The sequence below is a fragment of the Pseudonocardia sp. 73-21 genome, assembly GCF_001899645.1.
In the GTDB taxonomy this organism is placed as follows: Bacteria; Actinomycetota; Actinomycetes; order Mycobacteriales; family Pseudonocardiaceae; genus Pseudonocardia.
In genome coordinates this window covers 78,261-95,811 of record NZ_MKVV01000028.1, presented here as the reverse complement: position 1 = coordinate 95,811, position 17,551 = coordinate 78,261, and the positions used below count along the sequence as shown (strand labels likewise).

17 protein-coding genes are annotated in these 17,551 nt (G+C 72.8%); 14 read left to right on the top strand and 3 right to left on the bottom strand.

All coding sequences use genetic code 11. From position 1 onward, the window contains the following. Positions 1–25 precede the first annotated feature (25 nt). The gene (locus BGP03_RS07545; protein WP_296372771.1) at positions 26–640 is read right to left on the bottom strand and encodes a TetR family transcriptional regulator; all 615 of its coding nucleotides are present in this window, start codon (positions 638–640) and stop codon (positions 26–28) included. 45 nt (positions 641–685) lie between these two features. Here BGP03_RS07545 and BGP03_RS07540 point away from each other — a divergent pair, with 45 nt between their 5' ends. The 13 genes from BGP03_RS07540 to BGP03_RS07480 all read left to right on the top strand — a co-directional run bounded on the left by BGP03_RS07540 (position 686) and on the right by BGP03_RS07480 (position 13,870). After that, on the top strand, positions 686–2,233 hold the full coding sequence (locus BGP03_RS07540; protein WP_296372769.1) for an anthranilate synthase component I: 1,548 nt from the start codon (positions 686–688) through the stop codon (positions 2,231–2,233). A 94-nt stretch (positions 2,234–2,327) separates the two neighbouring features. Next, complete coding sequence (locus BGP03_RS07535; RefSeq protein ID WP_298797061.1) at positions 2,328–2,954, top strand: Trp biosynthesis-associated membrane protein; 627 nt, start codon at positions 2,328–2,330, stop codon at positions 2,952–2,954. A 57-nt stretch (positions 2,955–3,011) separates the two neighbouring features. After that, complete coding sequence (gene trpC / locus BGP03_RS07530) at positions 3,012–3,836, top strand: indole-3-glycerol phosphate synthase TrpC (protein ID WP_296372765.1); 825 nt, start codon at positions 3,012–3,014, stop codon at positions 3,834–3,836. A gap of 16 nt (positions 3,837–3,852) precedes the next feature. Then, a complete protein-coding gene (gene trpB / locus BGP03_RS07525) occupies positions 3,853–5,184 on the top strand; it encodes a tryptophan synthase subunit beta (RefSeq protein ID WP_296372763.1) in 1,332 nt (443 codons plus the stop codon). Then, positions 5,181–5,987: a tryptophan synthase subunit alpha gene (gene trpA, locus BGP03_RS07520; RefSeq protein ID WP_298797062.1), complete on the top strand. Its 807-nt coding sequence runs from the start codon at positions 5,181–5,183 to the stop codon at positions 5,985–5,987. Before trpB ends, trpA begins: the two co-directional genes overlap by 4 nt. Positions 5,988–6,012: 25 nt before the next feature. Then, on the top strand, positions 6,013–7,065 hold the full coding sequence (gene lgt / locus BGP03_RS07515) for a prolipoprotein diacylglyceryl transferase (protein WP_298797063.1): 1,053 nt from the start codon (positions 6,013–6,015) through the stop codon (positions 7,063–7,065). Further along, complete coding sequence (locus tag BGP03_RS07510; RefSeq protein ID WP_296372757.1) at positions 7,062–7,694, top strand: DUF2461 domain-containing protein; 633 nt, start codon at positions 7,062–7,064, stop codon at positions 7,692–7,694. Before lgt ends, BGP03_RS07510 begins: the two co-directional genes overlap by 4 nt. Positions 7,695–7,748: 54 nt before the next feature. Continuing rightward, positions 7,749–9,164, top strand: coding sequence for a pyruvate kinase (gene pyk / locus BGP03_RS07505; protein WP_298797064.1), 1,416 nt, complete (start codon positions 7,749–7,751; stop codon positions 9,162–9,164). Between the two features lie 124 nt (positions 9,165–9,288). After that, positions 9,289–10,188 carry an acyl-CoA thioesterase II gene (locus BGP03_RS07500; RefSeq protein WP_296372753.1) on the top strand — a complete coding sequence of 300 codons (900 nt, stop codon included), beginning with the start codon at positions 9,289–9,291 and terminating at the stop codon, positions 10,186–10,188. 159 nt (positions 10,189–10,347) lie between these two features. Continuing rightward, positions 10,348–10,872 (top strand): OsmC family protein, encoded by a 525-nt coding sequence (locus tag BGP03_RS07495; protein ID WP_296372751.1) that lies wholly within the window; start codon positions 10,348–10,350, stop codon positions 10,870–10,872. A 114-nt stretch (positions 10,873–10,986) separates the two neighbouring features. Next, positions 10,987–12,282 (top strand): O-acetylhomoserine aminocarboxypropyltransferase/cysteine synthase family protein, encoded by a 1,296-nt coding sequence (locus tag BGP03_RS07490; protein WP_298797065.1) that lies wholly within the window; start codon positions 10,987–10,989, stop codon positions 12,280–12,282. Continuing rightward, positions 12,279–12,761 carry a CoA-binding protein gene (locus BGP03_RS07485; protein ID WP_296372747.1) on the top strand — a complete coding sequence of 161 codons (483 nt, stop codon included), beginning with the start codon at positions 12,279–12,281 and terminating at the stop codon, positions 12,759–12,761. Before BGP03_RS07490 ends, BGP03_RS07485 begins: the two co-directional genes overlap by 4 nt. Beyond that, on the top strand, positions 12,758–13,870 hold the full coding sequence (locus tag BGP03_RS07480) for a homoserine O-acetyltransferase (protein ID WP_298797066.1): 1,113 nt from the start codon (positions 12,758–12,760) through the stop codon (positions 13,868–13,870). The genes BGP03_RS07485 and BGP03_RS07480 overlap by 4 nt, the downstream gene beginning before the upstream one ends. A gap of 52 nt (positions 13,871–13,922) precedes the next feature. On the opposite strand, the gene BGP03_RS07475 is transcribed toward BGP03_RS07480, so the two are convergent. Next, positions 13,923–14,339: a hypothetical protein gene (locus tag BGP03_RS07475; protein WP_296372743.1), complete on the bottom strand. Its 417-nt coding sequence runs from the start codon at positions 14,337–14,339 to the stop codon at positions 13,923–13,925. A 101-nt stretch (positions 14,340–14,440) separates the two neighbouring features. Between BGP03_RS07475 and BGP03_RS07470 the strand changes: the two genes are divergently transcribed. Further along, entirely contained in the window at positions 14,441–15,433 is a 993-nt protein-coding gene (locus BGP03_RS07470) for a malate dehydrogenase (protein ID WP_296372741.1), read from the top strand. 186 nt (positions 15,434–15,619) lie between these two features. Here BGP03_RS07470 and treZ read toward each other — a convergent pair whose 3' ends face one another. After that, entirely contained in the window at positions 15,620–17,356 is a 1,737-nt protein-coding gene (gene treZ, locus BGP03_RS07465; RefSeq protein ID WP_296372740.1) for a malto-oligosyltrehalose trehalohydrolase, read from the bottom strand. Between the last annotated feature and the right edge of the window lie 195 nt (positions 17,357–17,551).

Genomic DNA, 17,551 nt, shown 5'->3' with positions numbered 1-17,551 from the left:
AACCGCCGACTCGCGGGGTTCGGGGTCAGGTCGTCAGGGGGGCCGTCAGGTAGCGCTGGATCGTCGGGGCCACCGCCGCCACCAGCGTCGCGTGGTCGGCCGAGGCCATCGGTTCCAGTTTCAGCACGTAGCGCACCATGCCCATCCCGAACACCTGCGAGCCGCACAACCCGGCCCGCAGGTCGTGCTGGTCGGGGGCGACGGCTTCGACGATGCGTCCGACCAGCACGTTGACGATGAACTCCCGCATCATCCGCGCCGCCTCCTCGTGGCTGGCGATGCTGTGCACCATCGCGGCCAGCGGGCCGCCGCCGGTGGCGTCCCAGACCGTCAGGAACATCTCGACGACCCGTTCGCCGAGGTGTTCCGGATCGCCGGGGAGGATGGTCGCCAGGATCTCGGTGGGGTCGACCGGGATGTCCAGCGACGCCGTGAACAGCGCCTCCTTGCCCCCGAACCAGTGGTTGACCATCGCCGCGTCGACGCCGGCCCGCTCGGCGATCTTGCGGACCGTCGCCTTCTCGTAACCCCACTCGGCGAACTCGACGCGCGCGGCGTCCAGCAGCTGTCCGCGGGTGTCGGTGCCACCGGGCCGTCGCCCGCGCCGTCGTCCCGGTCCCGGCCCCACGCTCGACGTCACGCCGCCATTCTCCTCACCGGGAGTGGGGCTGCGACAATGCAGGGCATGACCGTCAGCACCGCCGCCCCCGTCCTGGGCACGGTCACCCCCAGCCGCGAGGAGTTCCGCGCGCTCGCCGCCGGTCACCGGGTCATCCCGGTGACGCGACGCCTGCTCGCCGACGACGAGACCCCGGTCGGGGTCTACCGCAAGCTGGCCGGTGACCGCACGGGCACGTTCCTGCTGGAGTCGGCGGAGAACGGGCGGTCGTGGTCACGGTGGTCGTTCGTCGGGGCGCGGTCGGCAGCCGCGCTCACCGTCGTCGACGGCGGGCTCGTCTGGACCGGTGACGTTCCCGCCGACCTCCCCACCGGCGGCGACCCCCTCGCCGCGCTGCGCACCGTCGTCGAGGAGCTGCACAGCGAGCCGCTGCCCGGCCTTCCACCGCTCACCGGTGGCATGGTCGGCTACCTCGGCTACGACGTGGTGCGGCGCCTGGAGCGGCTCCCGGTCGACACCGTCGACGACCTGCGGATCCCCGAGCTCGTCATGCTGCTGGCCACCGACCTGGCCGCGCTCGACCACCACGAGGGCACCGTCACGCTGATCGCCAACGCCATCAACTGGGACGCCAGCGACGAGCGCGTCGACGACGCCTACGACGACGCCGTGGCCCGGCTGGACCGGATGACCACCGAGCTCGGCGCGCCGTCGCCGTCCACGGTGGCGGTGTACGAGGCCGTCGAGCCGCAGTTCACGCGCCGGCGCAGCCCGGCCGAGCACCACGCGGCCGTCGAGATCGCCAAGGAGCAGATCCGGGCGGGCGAGGCGTTCCAGGTGGTGGTGTCGCAGCGCTTCGAGACCGCCTGCGACGCCGATCCGCTCGACGTCTACCGGGTGCTGCGCGCCACCAACCCGAGCCCGTACATGTACCTGTTGCGGCTGGAGAGCGTGGCCGGGGAGCGTTTCGAGATCGTCGGCTCCAGCCCGGAGGCGCTGGTCACGGTCGTGGACGGCGTCGCCACCACGCACCCCATCGCGGGCACGCGCTGGCGCGGCGCCACCGAGGAGGAGGACCAGCTGCTCGAGAAGGACCTCCGCACCGACGAGAAGGAACGCGCCGAGCACGTGATGCTCGTCGACCTCGGGCGCAACGACCTCGGCCGCGTCTGCGAGCCCGGCTCGGTCACGGTGCGCAGCTTCTTCTCCGTGGAGCGCTACAGCCACGTGATGCACCTCGTCTCGACGGTGACGGGCACGCTGCGCCGCGACCGCAACGCCTTCGACGCGGTCACCGCCTGCTTCCCGGCCGGCACGCTGTCCGGCGCCCCGAAGCCGCGGGCGATGGCGATCATCGAGGAGCTGGAGCCCACCCGCCGCGGTCTCTACGGCGGCATCGTCGGCTACCTCGACTTCGCCGGCAACGCCGACACCGCCATCGCCATCCGCACCGCGCTGGTCCGCGACGGTGTGGCCTACGTGCAGGCCGGGGGCGGGATCGTGGCCGACTCCGACCCGGTCGCGGAGGACACGGAGTGCCTGAACAAGGCGCGGGCGGTCCTGTCCGCGGTGGCGACGGCGGCCACCCTCAGCACCCCGGGCCCGCGCCCGTGAGCGGCTCCCGGACGACCGTGATCACGGACGGATGGTCGCCGATGGATCTTCCCCGACCACCGTCTGCCCGTGATCACCGCGGTCGGGTGGGCTCGTGACGACGGTGGCACCGGCTCGGAGCGGGCGGCCGCTCGGGCTCGCCTGTCTCGGGCTCGCCGCCGCGTCGGGGCTGCTGTGGGGCGCGTCGGCGCTGGTCTGGTACCGCGTGACGCCCGCGGGCCGGGCCCCGGTCGCGTTCGAGGGGGTGCAGGTCTCGCCGTCGCTCACCGGGTACGCGCTGCTCGCGCTGGCCGGCGTGGCCGCGCTGGTGGCCACCGGCGGCGTCGTGCGCCGGGTGCTCGCCGTCCTGCTCGGGATCGCCGGTGTCGTGGTCGCGGTGACGGCCACGACGGCCCTGCTCGGCTCCCCGTTCGCCACCGACGCGCCCGCGGCCACCCTCCCGCAGCCGCCCGCCGGTACCTCCGTCGACGTGCTGCGCTTCCAGCCCACCGCGATCACCCCCGCCCCGCTGCTCGCGGTGGCCGGCGGCCTGGTGCTGCTGGCCGTCGCGGTACTCGTGGTGCTGCGCGAGCCGCGCCTCACCCGCCTCGGAGCCCGCTACGCGGCGCCCGGGAAACGGCCGGTCGAGATCGATCCGGACCGGGCCGCGTGGCAGGACCTCGACGCGGGCCGGGACCCCACCGTGGACGCCGCGGACGATCCTCCCCGCGGGGCTGGCTAGCATGACCCGTCGAGCACGCCGAGGAGAACACGCCGAGGAGAAGGGGAGGACCACCGCATGGAGCACAGCGGAGGCAGCGTCCTCGATTCCATCGTGGACGGCGTTCGGGCCGACCTCGCCGTGCGCGAGGCCGAGGTCGACTTCGCCGAGATCAAGCGCCGGGCCGCCGCCGCCGTCCCACCCCGCGACGTCATGGCCGCCCTGCGCGCGCCGGGCATCGGGGTCATCGCCGAGGTCAAGCGCAGCAGCCCCTCCAAGGGACAGCTCGCCGCCATCGCCGATCCGGCCGAGCTCGCGGCGTCCTACGCCGAGGGCGGGGCGCGCGTCATCAGCGTGCTCACCGAGCAGCGCCGCTTCGGCGGGTCGCTGGCCGACCTCGCCGCCGTGCGCGCCGTCGTCGACATCCCGGTGCTGCGCAAGGACTTCGTGGTCACGCCCTACCAGGTGCACGAGGCCCGGGCCTGGGGCGCCGACCTGGTGCTGCTGATCGTCGCCGCGCTGGAGCAGAACGCGCTCGACTCGCTGCTCGACCGCGTCGAGTCCCTCGGGATGACGGCACTGGTCGAGGTGCACACCGAGGAGGAGGCCGACCGCGCGCTGGAGGCCGGCGCCAAGGTCATCGGTGTCAACGCGCGCAACCTGCACACCCTCGAGGTCGACCGCGGCATCTTCGGCCAGATCGCACCCGGCCTGCCCAGCGACGTCATGCGCATCGCCGAGTCGGGCGTGCGGGGGCCCGGCGACCTGCTCACCTACGCCGGCTGGGGTGCCGACGCGGTGCTCACCGGCGAGAGCCTCGTGACCAGTGGCGACCCGCAGGGAGCGGTCCGCGGGCTGGTCGCCGCAGGTTTCCACCCGTCGTGCAGCAGAATGCTCCGCTAGTTGAAAGGATGATCGGGTGACTACCTCGGTACAGGCCAGCGACGGCATCGAGACGCCGTCGGGACACGAGCCGGACGAGAAGGGTCACTTCGGTCGCTACGGTGGCCGTTTCGTCCCGGAAGCCCTCGTCGCGGCGCTCGACGAGCTGGCCGCCGCCTACGAGAAGGCCCGCGGCGACCGCGAGTTCCTCGACGAGCTCGACCGCCTGCACCGCGACTACACCGGCCGGCCGTCCCCGCTCACCGATGCCTCGAAGCTCTCCGAGCACGCCGGCGGCGCGCGGATCCTGCTCAAGCGCGAGGACCTCAACCACACCGGCTCCCACAAGATCAACAATGTGCTGGGGCAGGCCCTGCTCACCAAACGGATGGGCAAGAAGCGCGTCATCGCCGAGACCGGTGCGGGCCAGCACGGCGTCGCCACGGCCACCGCGTGTGCGCTGATGGGCCTCGAGTGCGTGGTCTACATGGGCGAGGTCGACACCGAGCGCCAGGCGCTCAACGTCGCCCGCATGCGCCTGCTCGGTGCCACCGTCATCCCGGTCAAGACCGGCTCGCGCACGCTCAAGGACGCCATCAACGAGGCGCTGCGCGACTGGGTCACCCACGTCGACGAGACGCACTACCTGCTCGGCACGGTCGCCGGCCCGCACCCGTTCCCGATGATGGTGCGCGACTTCCACCGCGTCATCGGCCTGGAGGCCCGCGAGCAGGTGCTCGACCGCGTCGGCCGACTGCCCGACGCCATCGCGGCGTGCGTCGGCGGCGGGTCCAACGCGATCGGCATCTTCCACGCCTTCCTCGACGACGCCGACGTGCGGCTGGTGGGTTTCGAGCCCGGCGGCGACGGCGTCGAGTCCGGCCGCCACGGCGCCACGCTGAGCGAGGGCTCGCCCGGCGCGCTGCACGGCGCCATGAGCTACCTGCTGCAGGACGAGGACGGCCAGACCGCCGAGTCGTACTCGATCTCCGCGGGGCTGGACTACCCGGGCGTCGGTCCGGAGCACGCTCTGCTCAAGGACATCGGCCGGGCGGAGTACCAGCCCGTCACCGACCGCGAGGCGATGGACGCGTTCGCGCTGCTCTGCCGCACGGAGGGCATCATCCCGGCCATCGAGTCGGCGCACGCCATCGCGGGCGCGCTGAAGCTGGGCAGGGAGCTCGGCCCGGAGGCGGTGATCCTGGTGAACCTCTCCGGGCGCGGCGACAAGGACGTCGACACCGCCGCCAAGTGGTTCGGCATGATCGCCGGGAACGAGAGCGCGGAGGACGCGAGCGGCACCTCGATCGCCGAGGCGGACCTCGGCGGGTCACCGGCGGGCTCGGACACGGGGAGTGTGCAGCGATGAGTCGCGTCGGCCCCATCTTCGCCGCCGCCCGGGCCGAGGGACGGGGGGCGCTCATCGGGTACCTGCCGGCCGGGTACCCCACCGTCGACCGGTCCGTGGAGCTGCTCGGCGCCATGGTCGAGAGCGGGTGCGACCTGCTGGAGATCGGCGTCCCCTACTCCGACCCCGTGATGGACGGCCCCACCGTCCAGGCCGCCGCCGAGACCGCCCTGCGCGCCGGCTTCCGCCTGAAGGACGTGCTCACGGTGGTGGAGCGGGTCACCGCCGCCGGGGGGAAGGCCGTGGTCATGACCTACTTCAACCCGGTGATGCGCTACGGCGTCGACGCGTTCGCGCGCGACCTCGCCTCCGCCGGCGGTCTCGGTCTGATCACGCCGGACCTCATCCCCGACGAGGCCGACGACTGGCTCGCCGCGTCCGAGCAGCACGACCTGGACCGCACCTTCCTCGTCGCCCCGTCGTCCACCGAGGAGCGGATCGCCTCCACGACGGCCGCCACCCGGGGCTGCCTCTACGCGAGCTCGACGATGGGCGTCACCGGCGCGCGGGGGGCCGTCGACGCGGCCGCCTCGGTGATCGTCGGCCGTTGTCGGGCCCACACCGACCTGCCCATCGGGGTCGGCCTCGGCGTCCGCTCGGGTGACCAGGCGGCGGAGGTCGCGGCCTTCGCCGACGGCGTGATCGTCGGTTCGGCGTTCGTGACGGCCGTGGAGGAGGGCGGCGTCGACGGCGTCCGGGCCCTCACCGCGGAGCTGGCCGCCGGTGTCCGCCGGGCCCACCGCCCGGAGCCCCAACCGGCGTGATGACCGGGGGCGATAGCGTGGGTCCGTGAGCTCCGCCGTCGCCACCACCGTCCTGGCCTACATCCCGAGCCCGGACCGGGGGGTCTGGTACCTCGGTCCGGTCCCCATCCGCGCCTACGCGCTGTTCATCATCGTCGGCATCGTGGTCGCCGTGCTGTGGAGCGAGCGCCGGTTCGTCGCCCGCGGTGGGCAGCCGGGCACCGTCACCGACGTCGCGGTGTTCGCGGTGCCGTTCGGCCTGGTCGGCGGGCGGCTCTACCACGTCGCCACCGACTGGCAGACCTACTTCGGGCCCGGCGGCGACCCGCTCGGGGCGCTCAAGATCTGGCAGGGCGGCCTCGGCATCTGGGGCGCGGTCGCGCTGGGCGGCGTCGGAGCCTGGATCGGCTGCCGCCGCCGCAACGTGCCGCTGCCCTTCTTCGCCGACGCCGTGGCGCCGGGCATCATCGTCGCGCAGGCCATCGGCCGGCTGGGCAACTACTTCAACCAGGAGCTCTACGGCGACTCCACCACGCTGCCGTGGGGCCTGGAGATCTACCGGCGGGTCGACCCCTCCACCGGCCTGCCCGACGCCCTCGGCGGCGTCGCGATCGACCACACGCCGATCGACATCGTGCAGCCCACGTTCCTCTACGAGCTCATCTGGAACCTCATCGTCGCCGCCCTCGTGGTGTGGGCCGACCGCCGGTTCCGGCTGGGTCACGGCCGCGCGTTCGCCGTCTACGTCGCCGGGTACACGCTGGGCCGGTTCTTCATCGAGCAGATGCGCAGCGACTACGCCACGCGCGTGTTCGGCGACATCCGGATCAACGTGGTGGTCGCCGCCGTGGTGTTCGTCGGTGCCCTCGTCTACCTCGCGGTGGTGCGCAAGCCGCGGGAGGTCCTGACCGGCCCCGCCGCCCGCACGGACCCGGACGACGACGCGGACCGGGAGCCCGTCGATCTCGTCAAGGCCGAGGCGAGGTCCGAGGCGAGGTCCGAGACGAGGTCCGAGACGAGGGTCGAGGCGACGACCGAGGCGAAGGTCGAGACGCCGGGCGACAAGTCCGCCGGCGCCGCGGGTGGGACGACGTCGTGAGCTTCACCGGCTTCGGCGAGTACGCCGTCGAGTTCTACGACGGGCTCGAGGCCGACAACTCCAAGGCCTACTGGACCGACCAGCGCGCGGTCTACGAGGCCGACGTCAGGGCCCCCATGCAGGCGCTGCTCACGGCGCTGGAGCCCGAGTTCGGGGCGGGCAAGATCTTCCGCCCCTACCGCGACGTGCGGTTCTCGACGGACAAGACGCCCTACAAGACCCACTGCGGCGCCACGGCCGGCCCGTTCTACGTGCAGGTCGGGGCCGACGGGCTGATGGCCGCCGGCGGCTACTACCAGATGGCGTCCGACCAGGTCGCCCGCTTCCGCACCGCCGTCGACGACGACCGCCGGGGTACGGACCTCCAGAAGCGGCTCGCCGCCGTCGAGGACGAGGTCGTGATCCGCGGGGAGATGCTCAAGACCCGGCCCCGGGGCGTCGATCCCGAGCACCCGCGCATCGACCTGCTGCGCCACAAGTCGCTCTACGGCGCCCGGATCTGGCCGCCCGACGACACGTTGCACGAGGCGGGAGCGCTGGACCGCGTCGTCGCCACGTGGAGAGCGCTCACACCGTTGAGCGAGTGGCTCGCCGACCACGTCGGGCCGAGCGAGCAACCGCGTCGCTGAACGTTCGCTTGACTGCTTCCTGATCGTTCCAGAAGAAGCGCTATGCTCCTCGACGTGAGCCGTCGCACAAAGATCGTCTGCACCATCGGCCCGGCAACCGCCACTCCGGACCGCGTCCGTGAGCTCGTGCAGGCCGGCATGGACGTCGCGCGCCTGAACTTCAGCCACGGCAACCGTGAGGACCACAAGCGCGTCTACGAGATGGTCCGCGCCGCCGCCGACGCGGAGGGCCGTGCCGTCGGCATCCTCGCCGACCTGCAGGGCCCCAAGATCCGGCTCGGCCGCTTCGCCGCGGGCCCCACGGAGTGGCGCACCGGCGAGGAGGTGCGCATCACGGTCGAGGACGTGGCGGGCACCCACGACCGCGTCTCCACCACCTACAAAGGCCTCGCCATGGACGCCCGGCCGGACGACCGGCTGCTCGTCGACGACGGCAAGGTCGGTCTGCGGGTCACCGCCGTGGACGGCCTCGACGTGGTCTGCCGCGTCACCGAGGGCGGCCCCGTCAGCGACAACAAGGGCATCTCGCTGCCCGGCATGAACGTCTCGGTGCCGGCGATGAGCGAGAAGGACATCGCCGACCTGGAGTTCGCGCTCGACCTGCGCGTCGACATCGTGGCGCTGTCGTTCGTGCGCAGCCCCGCCGACATCGACCTCGTCCACAAGATCATGGACGAGAAGGGCGCCCGGCTGCCGGTCGTCGCGAAGCTGGAGAAGCCCGAGGCGGTCGACAATCTCGAGGCCATCGTCCTCGCGTTCGACGCCGTGATGGTGGCCCGTGGCGATCTGGGCGTCGAGCTGCCGCTGGAGCACGTCCCGCTGGTGCAGAAGCGTGCCATCCAGATCGCGCGCGAGAACGCCAAGCCGGTGATCGTGGCCACGCAGATGCTCGAGTCGATGATCACAAACTCGCGGCCCACGCGCGCGGAGGCCTCCGACGTCGCCAACGCCGTGCTCGACGGCGCCGACGCCGTGATGCTGTCGGGCGAGACGGGCGTCGGGCGCTACCCGATCAAGACCGTGCGCACGATGGCGCAGATCATCGAGGCCGTCGAGGACGGGCCGGTCAACGTGCCGCCGCTCAACCACGTGCCCCGCACCAAGCGCGGCGTGCTCTCCTACGCCGCCCGCGACATCGGCGAGCGGCTCTCGGCCCGCGCGATCGTCACGTTCACGCAGTCCGGCGACACGGCGCGGCGGCTCGCGCGCCTGCACACCCGCCTGCCGCTGCTGGCGTTCACGCCGGAGGCCGCGGTGCGCAGCCAGCTCTCGATGAGCTGGGGCGTGGAGACGTTCCTCGTCGACTCCGTGGACTCCACCGACGCGATGGTCCGCCAGGTCGACCACGCGATGCTGTCCATCGAGCGTTTCCAGCCCGGCGACCTCGTGGTCGTCGTCGCCGGCTCGCCCCCCGGCACCGCGGGCTCCACCAACCTGATCCGCGTGCACCGCCTGGGCGAGGAGGACTGAGACCTGCTCGTCAGGGTCGAAGCATCGGTACTGAGACCTGCTCGTCAGGGTCGAAGCATCGGTACTGAGACCTGCTCGTCAGGGTCGAAGCATCCGTACTGACCGTCCTGGCAGGATGCCGGGCGTGAGTACTTCCTCCACGGCTCCGTCCGGGACCACCTCCGACGACCGGCTCAGCGGGCAGGCCGTGCTCGACGACCTCGTCACGCTGCTGGACCTGGAGCAGCTCGAGGTCAACCTGTTCCGCGGCGTCAGCCCGGCGCACCGCCCCACCCGCGTGTTCGGCGGGCAGGTCGCGGGCCAGGCGCTGGTCGCGGCCGGGCGCACCGTGCCCGACGACCGCGAGGTGCACTCGCTGCACGCGTACTTCATCCGGCCCGGCGACCCGTCGGTCCCGATCGTCTACGAGGCCGAGCGGGTCCGGGACGGCCGCTCCTTCACCACCCGGCGCGTCATGGCCATCCAGCACGGTGAGGCGATCTTCTCGCTGTCCGCGTCGTTCCAGCAGCGCCAGGACGGGCTGGAGCACTCCGAGCCCGGCCCGGTCGGGGTGCCCGCGCCCGACTCGCTGCCCACCATCGGCGAGCGCGTCGCCGCGGGCAACCAGTCCGGATGGCTGGACAAGATCCCGCGGCCCATCGACATGCGGTTCGTCGACGAGCCGGCCTGGACGCCCGGCCGCGTGGGGTCCGACGACCCGGTGCGGGTGTGGATGCGCGCCGACGGCACCCTCTCCGACGACAAGCTGCTGCACGTCTGCATGCTCACCTACGCCAGCGACCTGACCCTGCTCGGCTCGGTGATCGCGCGGCACGACCTGGGCTCCACGGGCGTGCAGATGGCGAGCCTGGACCATGCGATGTGGTTCCACCGCCCGTTCCGGGCCGACGAGTGGCTGCTCTACACCTGCTACTCGCCCACGGCGTCGGGCTCGCGGGGTCTCGCGACGGGCACCTTCACCACCCAGGACGGCACGCTCATCGCCACCACCGTGCAGGAGGGCCTCGTCCGCCTGCCCCGCTGATGTCTCGACTGCCGCGCCGTGATCGTGTAAGAACGAGGGCGTGCCGTGGCTGCCCGTCCTCGTCCGCAGGCGGCACGTCGACTTCCTCCTGATCTGCACGTGTGCGTGTCCGGGTCCCCGCTGACCCCTTCACCCCCACACCCCCCTCAGGAGAGACCCGTGTCCACCCCCACAACCACGCGTGACGAGGCGCTGCGCGCGATCGTCGACGCCACCGGAGCGGCGGTCACCGACGACCCGGACCGGGCCCAGGTGCTGTTCCGCACCGAGGGCACCGGCGGTGACGGCGTGCGCGCCGAGATCCGCATCGGCCGCCACACGGTCGTCGTCGACGAGCCGCCCGCGCTCGGCGGCGTCGGCGAGGCCCCCAACCCGGTCGAGAACGCCCTGGCCGGGCTGCTGTCCTGCCAGGTCGTGACCTACCGGTTCTGGGCCGCCAAGCTCGGGATCCCGCTCGACGACATCGCGGTCGACGTCGAGGGCGATCTCGACGTCCGCGGCTTCTTCGGCCTCGACGAGGCGGTGCGTCCCGGTTTCGGGGAGGTCCGCGTCAACGTCACCCTGTCGGGCCCCGCGGAGCCGGAGCGCTACCGGGAGCTCGCCGCGGCCGTGGACGCCCACTGCCCGGTGCTCGACCTGTTCCGCAACACCACGCCGGTCACGACGAACCTCGTCACGGCCTGACGTCCCGCCGCGGGACCGCTCACTGCGCTGTCGTGCGCCTCTTCGGGAGGAAACACATCGGCGTCGCGGTCCCGCAGCGGGCCGGTCGGATCACCACGAGGCAGGATGGGGCGCATGTCCGACCGCAGCTGGGGTTTCCGCACGCGCGCCGTGCACGCCGGGGCGGTGCCCGATGCCGCCACCGGCGCCCGCGCCACCCCGATCTACCAGTCCACGAGCTTCGTCTTCGAGGACACCACCGACGCCGCGAGCCTGTTCGCGCTGCAGAAGTACGGCCTGATCTACAGCCGCATCGCCAACCCGACGGTGTCGGTGCTGGAGGAGCGGCTCGCCAGCCTCGAAGGGGGCATCGGCGCCGTCGCCACCAGCAGCGGGCAGGCCGCCGAGTTCCTCACGTTCGCCTCGCTCGCGGGCGCGGGCGACCACATCGTGGCCGCGTCCGGGCTCTACGGCGGCACGATCACCCAGCTCGACGTCACGCTGCGCCGGTTCGGCGTGGAGACCACGTTCGTGCCGGGCCGCGACCCCGCCGCCTTCGCCGCGGCCATCACGCCGGCCACCAAGCTCGTGTTCGCCGAGGTGATCTCCAACCCGTCCAGCGCGGTCGCCGACATCGCCGGGCTCGCCGAGGTGGCCCACGCCGCGGGGCTGCCGCTGATCGTCGACGCCACCCTGGCCACGCCCTACCTGTGCCGCCCCATCGAGCACGGCGCTGACATCGTCATCCACTCCGCCACGAAGTTCCTCGGCGGCCACGGCACCACGCTGGGCGGGGTCGTGGTCGAGTCGGGGCGCTTCGACTGGGGCAACGGGCACTTCCCGCAGATGACCGAGCCCATCCCGTCCTACGGCGGGCTCAACTGGTGGGGCAACTTCCAGGAGTTCGGCTTCCTCACCAAGCTCCGCGCCGAGCAGCTGCGTGACGTCGGCGCCTCGCTGTCGGCGCACAGCGCGTTCCTGCTGCTGCAGGGCGTCGAGACACTGCCGCAGCGCATGGACGCCCACGTCGCCAACGCGAGGACCGTGGCCGAGTGGCTGCACGCCGACCCCCGCGTCTCCTACGTCAAGTACGCCGGGCTGCCCGGCCACCCCGACCACGCCCTGGCGCAGAAGTACCTGCCGAAGGGACCCGGGGCCGTCTTCTCGTTCGGGGTGAGGGGTGGGCGCGCGGCCGGGCAGAGGTTCATCGAGTCCGTGCAGCTGTGCAGCCACCTCGCCAACATCGGCGACGCCCGCACGCTCGTCCTGCACCCCGGCTCCACCACACACCAGCAGCTCACCACCGAGCAGCTGCGCGACGCCGGCGTGCCGGAGGACCTGGTGCGCATCAGCGTCGGCATCGAGGACGTCGACGACATCATCTGGGACCTCGACCAGGCCCTCGCCGCGGCCACCAAGGCGGGGTCATGACCTGGGAGAACCCGTCCGCCACCGCGCGGCAGCAGATCCTGCGGGAGACCCGTACCGTCGCGGTGGTGGGCGCGTCGCCCAACCCGGCGCGGGCCAGCAACTTCGTCGGCACCTACCTGCTCGCCAGCACCGGCTACGACGTCTCCTTCGTCAACCCCAACGCCGACGAGATCCTGGGCCGGCCGGTGTACCGGTCCCTGGCGGACCTGCCCGTCGTCCCGGACCTGGTGGACGTGTTCCGCCGGCCCCAGGACCTGTCCGGCGTGCTCGACGAGGTGCTCGCGCTCCCGGACGGCGTCCGCACGTTCTGGCTCCAGTTCGGCCTGTTCGACGAGGACCTGGCCCGGCGCGCCGAGGCCGCGGGACTGCAGGTCGTCATGGACCGCTGCCTCAAGGTCGAGCACGCCCGCTTCCACGGCGGCCTGCACCTCGCGGGCTTCGACACGGGCGTGATCAGCTCGCGCAGGCGGGAGCGGTGACCGCGGTCGTCACCGCCCGGGGAGCCTGGCGTGAGGGCGACCCTGCGGGCCACCGGCGGTTCCTCGACGTCGGCGCGCTGGACCTGGAGCTCGGCGGGCACCTGCCGGACGTCCGCATCGCCTACGAGACCTGGGGCACGTTCACCGGCGACAACGCGGTGCTGATCCAGCACGCCCTGTCGGGGGACAGCCACGTCGTCGGCCCCGAGGGGGACGGCCACCCCACCGCCGGCTGGTGGTCCGACATCGTCGGGCCGGGCGGGGCGATCGACACCGACCGCTGGTTCGTGGTCTGCACCAACGTGCTGGGCGGGTGCCAGGGCAGCACCGGCCCGTCGTCCCTCGCCTCGAACGGTCGGGCGTGGGGGAGCCGCTGGCCCGCCACGACGATCCGCGACCAGGTCGCCGCCGAGGTGCCGCTGGCCGACGCGCTCGGCGTCCGGCGGTGGGCCGCGGTGATCGGCGGCTCCATGGGCGGCATGCGGGCACTGGAGTGGGCGGTGGGCCATCCCGGGCGCGTCGAGCGGGTGGTGGTGCTGGCCGCGGCCGCCGAGGCCAGCGCCGACCAGGTGGGGCTGTGCCGTATCCAGGTCGACGCCGTGCGCGCCGACCCGTTCTGGCACGACGGCGACTACGCCGCGCACGGCGTCACCCCCGACACCGGCCTGGGCATCGGCCGGCGGATCGCGCACCTGAGCTACCGCACCGCCCACGAGGTGGACACCCGGTTCGGCCGGACGGTGCAGGGCAGCCTGGATCCACTACGAGGGGGCCGGTTCGCCGTGGAGTCCTACCTCGACCACGCCGCCGAGGGCCTCGTCGCCCGCTTCGACGCCGGCAGCTACGTGGCGCTGAACCTGGCCATGAACAGCCACGAGATCGGCCGGGGCCGGGGCGGCACGGCGGCCGCGCTCGCCGCGGTGACGGCCCGGGCGACGGTGGTGGGGGTGGACACCGACCGCCTCTACCCCCTGCACCAGCAGCGCGACCTGGCGGCGGCGCTCGGCGTGGACCTGGACGTGGTGACGAGCGAACGGGGCCACGACGGCTTCCTGGTGGAGGTGCCGCAGGTGGGCGCGATCCTGCGCCGCGCCCTGAGCAGCGGCTGACGCCGCCCGTGCGCGGACAACAGTGTTCCCGCACTGATTTCCGCGCACGACCTCAGCCGAGCAGCGCCGTCACGATCGCGCGGAGGACCCAGAACACCGGGGCCGTGGCCAGCAGCAGGAGGCCGAGACCCCAGGCCCGCCGCCGCACCGGCAGCCACACTCCCACCGCCGTGAGCAGCACCGTCACCACGAGGCCGGCCGCGAGCCGGACGGCCGTCGAGCCGGTGGGCGGGCCGAGCACGAGCAGCACCAGCAGCACGTCGACGACCGCCCACACCACGGCGGCCCCCAGCACCGGCGGGAACCCCGTACGCGCGGGCGCCTCGTTCACCGGGGGCGGCGGGTGGTCGATGTTCGCGGGGTAGGGCGGCGCGCCCGGCATGGGGGCGTGCGGCGGGAGTTCCGGGTGCGGGGAGTACCCCGGGGCGCCGGCCCACGACGGAGGCCGGTCGTCCTCGTCGGGGCTCACCCGGTCCACGCTAGCGGTCGGGGTGTGGCGCTGCGCACTACGACGGTTCAGTGTGGTGCCCGTCGCGGTGCCCGACCCGCACCGGGGCTAGGGTCGCCCCTGTGTCTGCGTCGACAACCCCAGTAACCGTCACCGTCACCGGAGCAGCGGGCCAGATCGGCTACGCGCTGCTCTTCCGGATCGCCTCCGGCCAGCTGCTCGGGAAGGACACGCCAGTCCGCCTGCGCCTGCTGGAGATCCCGCAGGCGGTGAAGGCCGCCGAGGGTGTCGCGCTGGAGCTCCAGGACTCCGCGTTCCCGCTGCTCGCGGGCGTCGACATCACCGACGACGCCGGCAAGGCGTTCGACGGCGCGAACGTCGGCCTGCTCGTCGGCGCCCGGCCCCGCACCAAGGGCATGGAGCGCGGTGACCTCCTCGAGGCCAACGGCGGCATCTTCGCGCCGCAGGGCCGCGCGATCAACGCCGGTGCCGCCGACGACATCCGCGTCCTGGTGGTCGGCAACCCGGCCAACACCAACGCGCTGATCGCCTCCGCCGCCGCGCCCGACGTGCCGGCCGAGCGCTTCACCGCGATGACCCGTCTCGACCACAACCGCGCGGTCGGCCAGCTCGCCGCCAAGCTGGACGTGCCGGTCACGGAGATCCACAAGCTGACGATCTGGGGCAACCACTCGGCCACCCAGTACCCCGACCTCTACCACGCCGAGGTCAACGGCAAGATCGCCGCCGAGCAGGTCGAGGAGTCCTGGCTGCGCGACGAGTTCATCCCGCGTGTGGCCAAGCGCGGCGCCGAGATCATCGAGGTCCGCGGCGGCTCGTCCGTCGCGTCGGCGGCCAACGCGGCCATCGACCACGTGTACGACTGGGTCAACGGCACTCCCGAGGGCGACTGGGTCTCCGCCGCCATCCCGTCCGACGGCAGCTACGGCGTGGCCGAGGGCATCATCTCCAGTTTCCCGGTCACCTCGGTGAACGGCGAGTGGAAGATCGTCCAGGGCCTGGACCTCAACGACTTCTCCCGCGAGCGCATCGACGCCTCCGTCAAGGAGCTCGTCGAGGAGCGCGAGGCCGTGAAGGGCCTCGGCCTCATCTAGCCCCCGCTGCCCGAAGGGCCGCTTCCCCGCAGGGGGAGCGGCCCTTCGTCGTCCGCGGGCCCCGCCGCCGAACGCCTGGTTGCAGTCCGCGATCTCGCCGTCCGCCTCGGGTCTGCGCCGCGGGCGAGCGCGCGGGCTACGTCCGGCCGAACGGTCGTGCGACTCGTGGTGGACAGACCAGCGGGCTCAGACGAGTCGGACGATCGCGAACGCCTCCGGGGGCAGCGCGAGCGCGTCCTCCTCGCCGACGACGGGCTCGCTCGCCAGCAGGATGGCGTCGATCGGGCCGACGGTGAGCGCCGCGGGCTCGGTGCCGAGGTTCACCGCCACCCGCAGCCGGCCGCGGTGCAGCACCACCGTGCGCTGCTCCTCGTCGACGTCGATCTCCACCTCGTCGAGCCAGGGGTCCGAGAGCTCCGGGTGCGCCCTGCGCAGGGCGATGAGCTCGCGGTGCACGGTGAGCAGGGTGGCGTGCGGCTCCTGGGTGTGCTCGTCCCAGTCGAGCTTCGAGTCGTCGAACGTGCTCTCCGCGTTGGGATCGGGCACCTCGACGTCCTCGCCCCAGCCGTGGTCGGCGAACTCGGCGGTGCGGCCCTTGCGAACGGCCTCGCGCAGGGCCGGGTCGGGGAAGTAGGAGAAGAACTGCCACGGCGTGCGCGCACCCCACTCCTCGCCCATGAACAGCATCGGGGTGAACGGCGAGCAGAACACCAGCGCGGCGCCGCACGCGAGCAGGCCGGGGGTGAGCGCATGGGTGAGCCGGTCGCCGGTGGCGCGGTTGCCGATCTGGTCGTGGTTCTGCAGGTAGGCCAGGAACCGGTGGCCCGGGATCGTGCGCGTGTTCACGGGCGCGCCGTGGTTGCGCTGCCGGAAGCTCGACCACGTGCCCTCGTGCAGGAACGCCCGGGTGAACACGTGCGCGAGCCCCGTGAGGCCGGCCGTCGCGAAGTCGGCGTAGTAGCCCTGTCCCTCGCCGGTGAGCGTGGCGTGCAGGCTGTGGTGGATGTCGTCGGTCCACTGGGCGTGCAACCCGTAGCCCCCGCCCTCGCGCGCGGTGATCAGCTTCGGGTCGTTGAGGTCGCTCTCCGCGATCAGCGACAGCGGCCGTCCCACGTGCGCCGACAGCGACTCGACCTCGACGGCCAGCTGCTCCAGCACGTGCGTGGCGCGGGTGTCGCGCAGCGCGTGGACCGCGTCGAGGCGCAGGCCGTCGACGTGGAAGTCGCGCAGCCACATCAGGGCGTTGTCGATGATGTAGCGGCGCACCGGCTCGGACTGCGGCCCGTCGAGGTTGACGGTCGGACCCCAGATGTTCGCCCCCGCGAAGTAGGGGCCGAAGCGGTCCAGGTAGGCGCCCGACGGGCCCAGGTGGTTGTAGACGACGTCGAGCACCACGCCCATGTCGCGGGCGTGGCAGGCGTCGACGAAGCGCTTGAAGCCGTCGGGGCCGCCGTAGTTCTCGGTGACCGCGTACCAGCCCACGCCGTCGTAGCCCCAGTTGCGCGGGCCGTCGACGGCGTTGACGGGCAGCACCTCGACGAGGTCGATGCCCAGCTGCGCGAGGTGGTCGAGACGCTCGATGGCCGAGTCGAACGTGCCGCCCGGGGTGAACGTGCCGATGTGCAGCTCGTAGACGACGCTGCCGGGCAGCTGCCGGCCGGTCCAGGAGCGGTCGGTCCAGAAGAAGCCCTGCTCGTCGTACACGCGGCTCGCGCCGTGCACCCCGGTGGGCTGCCAACGCGAGCGCGGGTCGGGCAGCGGGGTCTCGTCGTCGTCGAGCAGGTAGGAGTAGGCGGTGCCGGGGTCGGCGTCGACGGTGGCCCGCCACCAGCCGATCCCGTCACGGGTCATCGGGTGCGGCGCCCCGTCGACGAGCACCCGGACCCGGTCGCGCTGCGGTGCCCATACGGCGAAATCAGTCACCGGGCGATCCTGCCGTGTGCGATCGCGAAGCGCCCGGCAGGGCTCCGACCGCGAGCGGCGCGACGGTCAGGCGGCAGGCGGGGAGAACGTGACCTCGAGCGTGGTGGAGTCGTCCCGGGGACGAGGCGGCACGACCGAGGGGGAGACGAACGAGAGCAGGTACTCACGCATCGCGTCGAGCAGCATCTCTTCAGC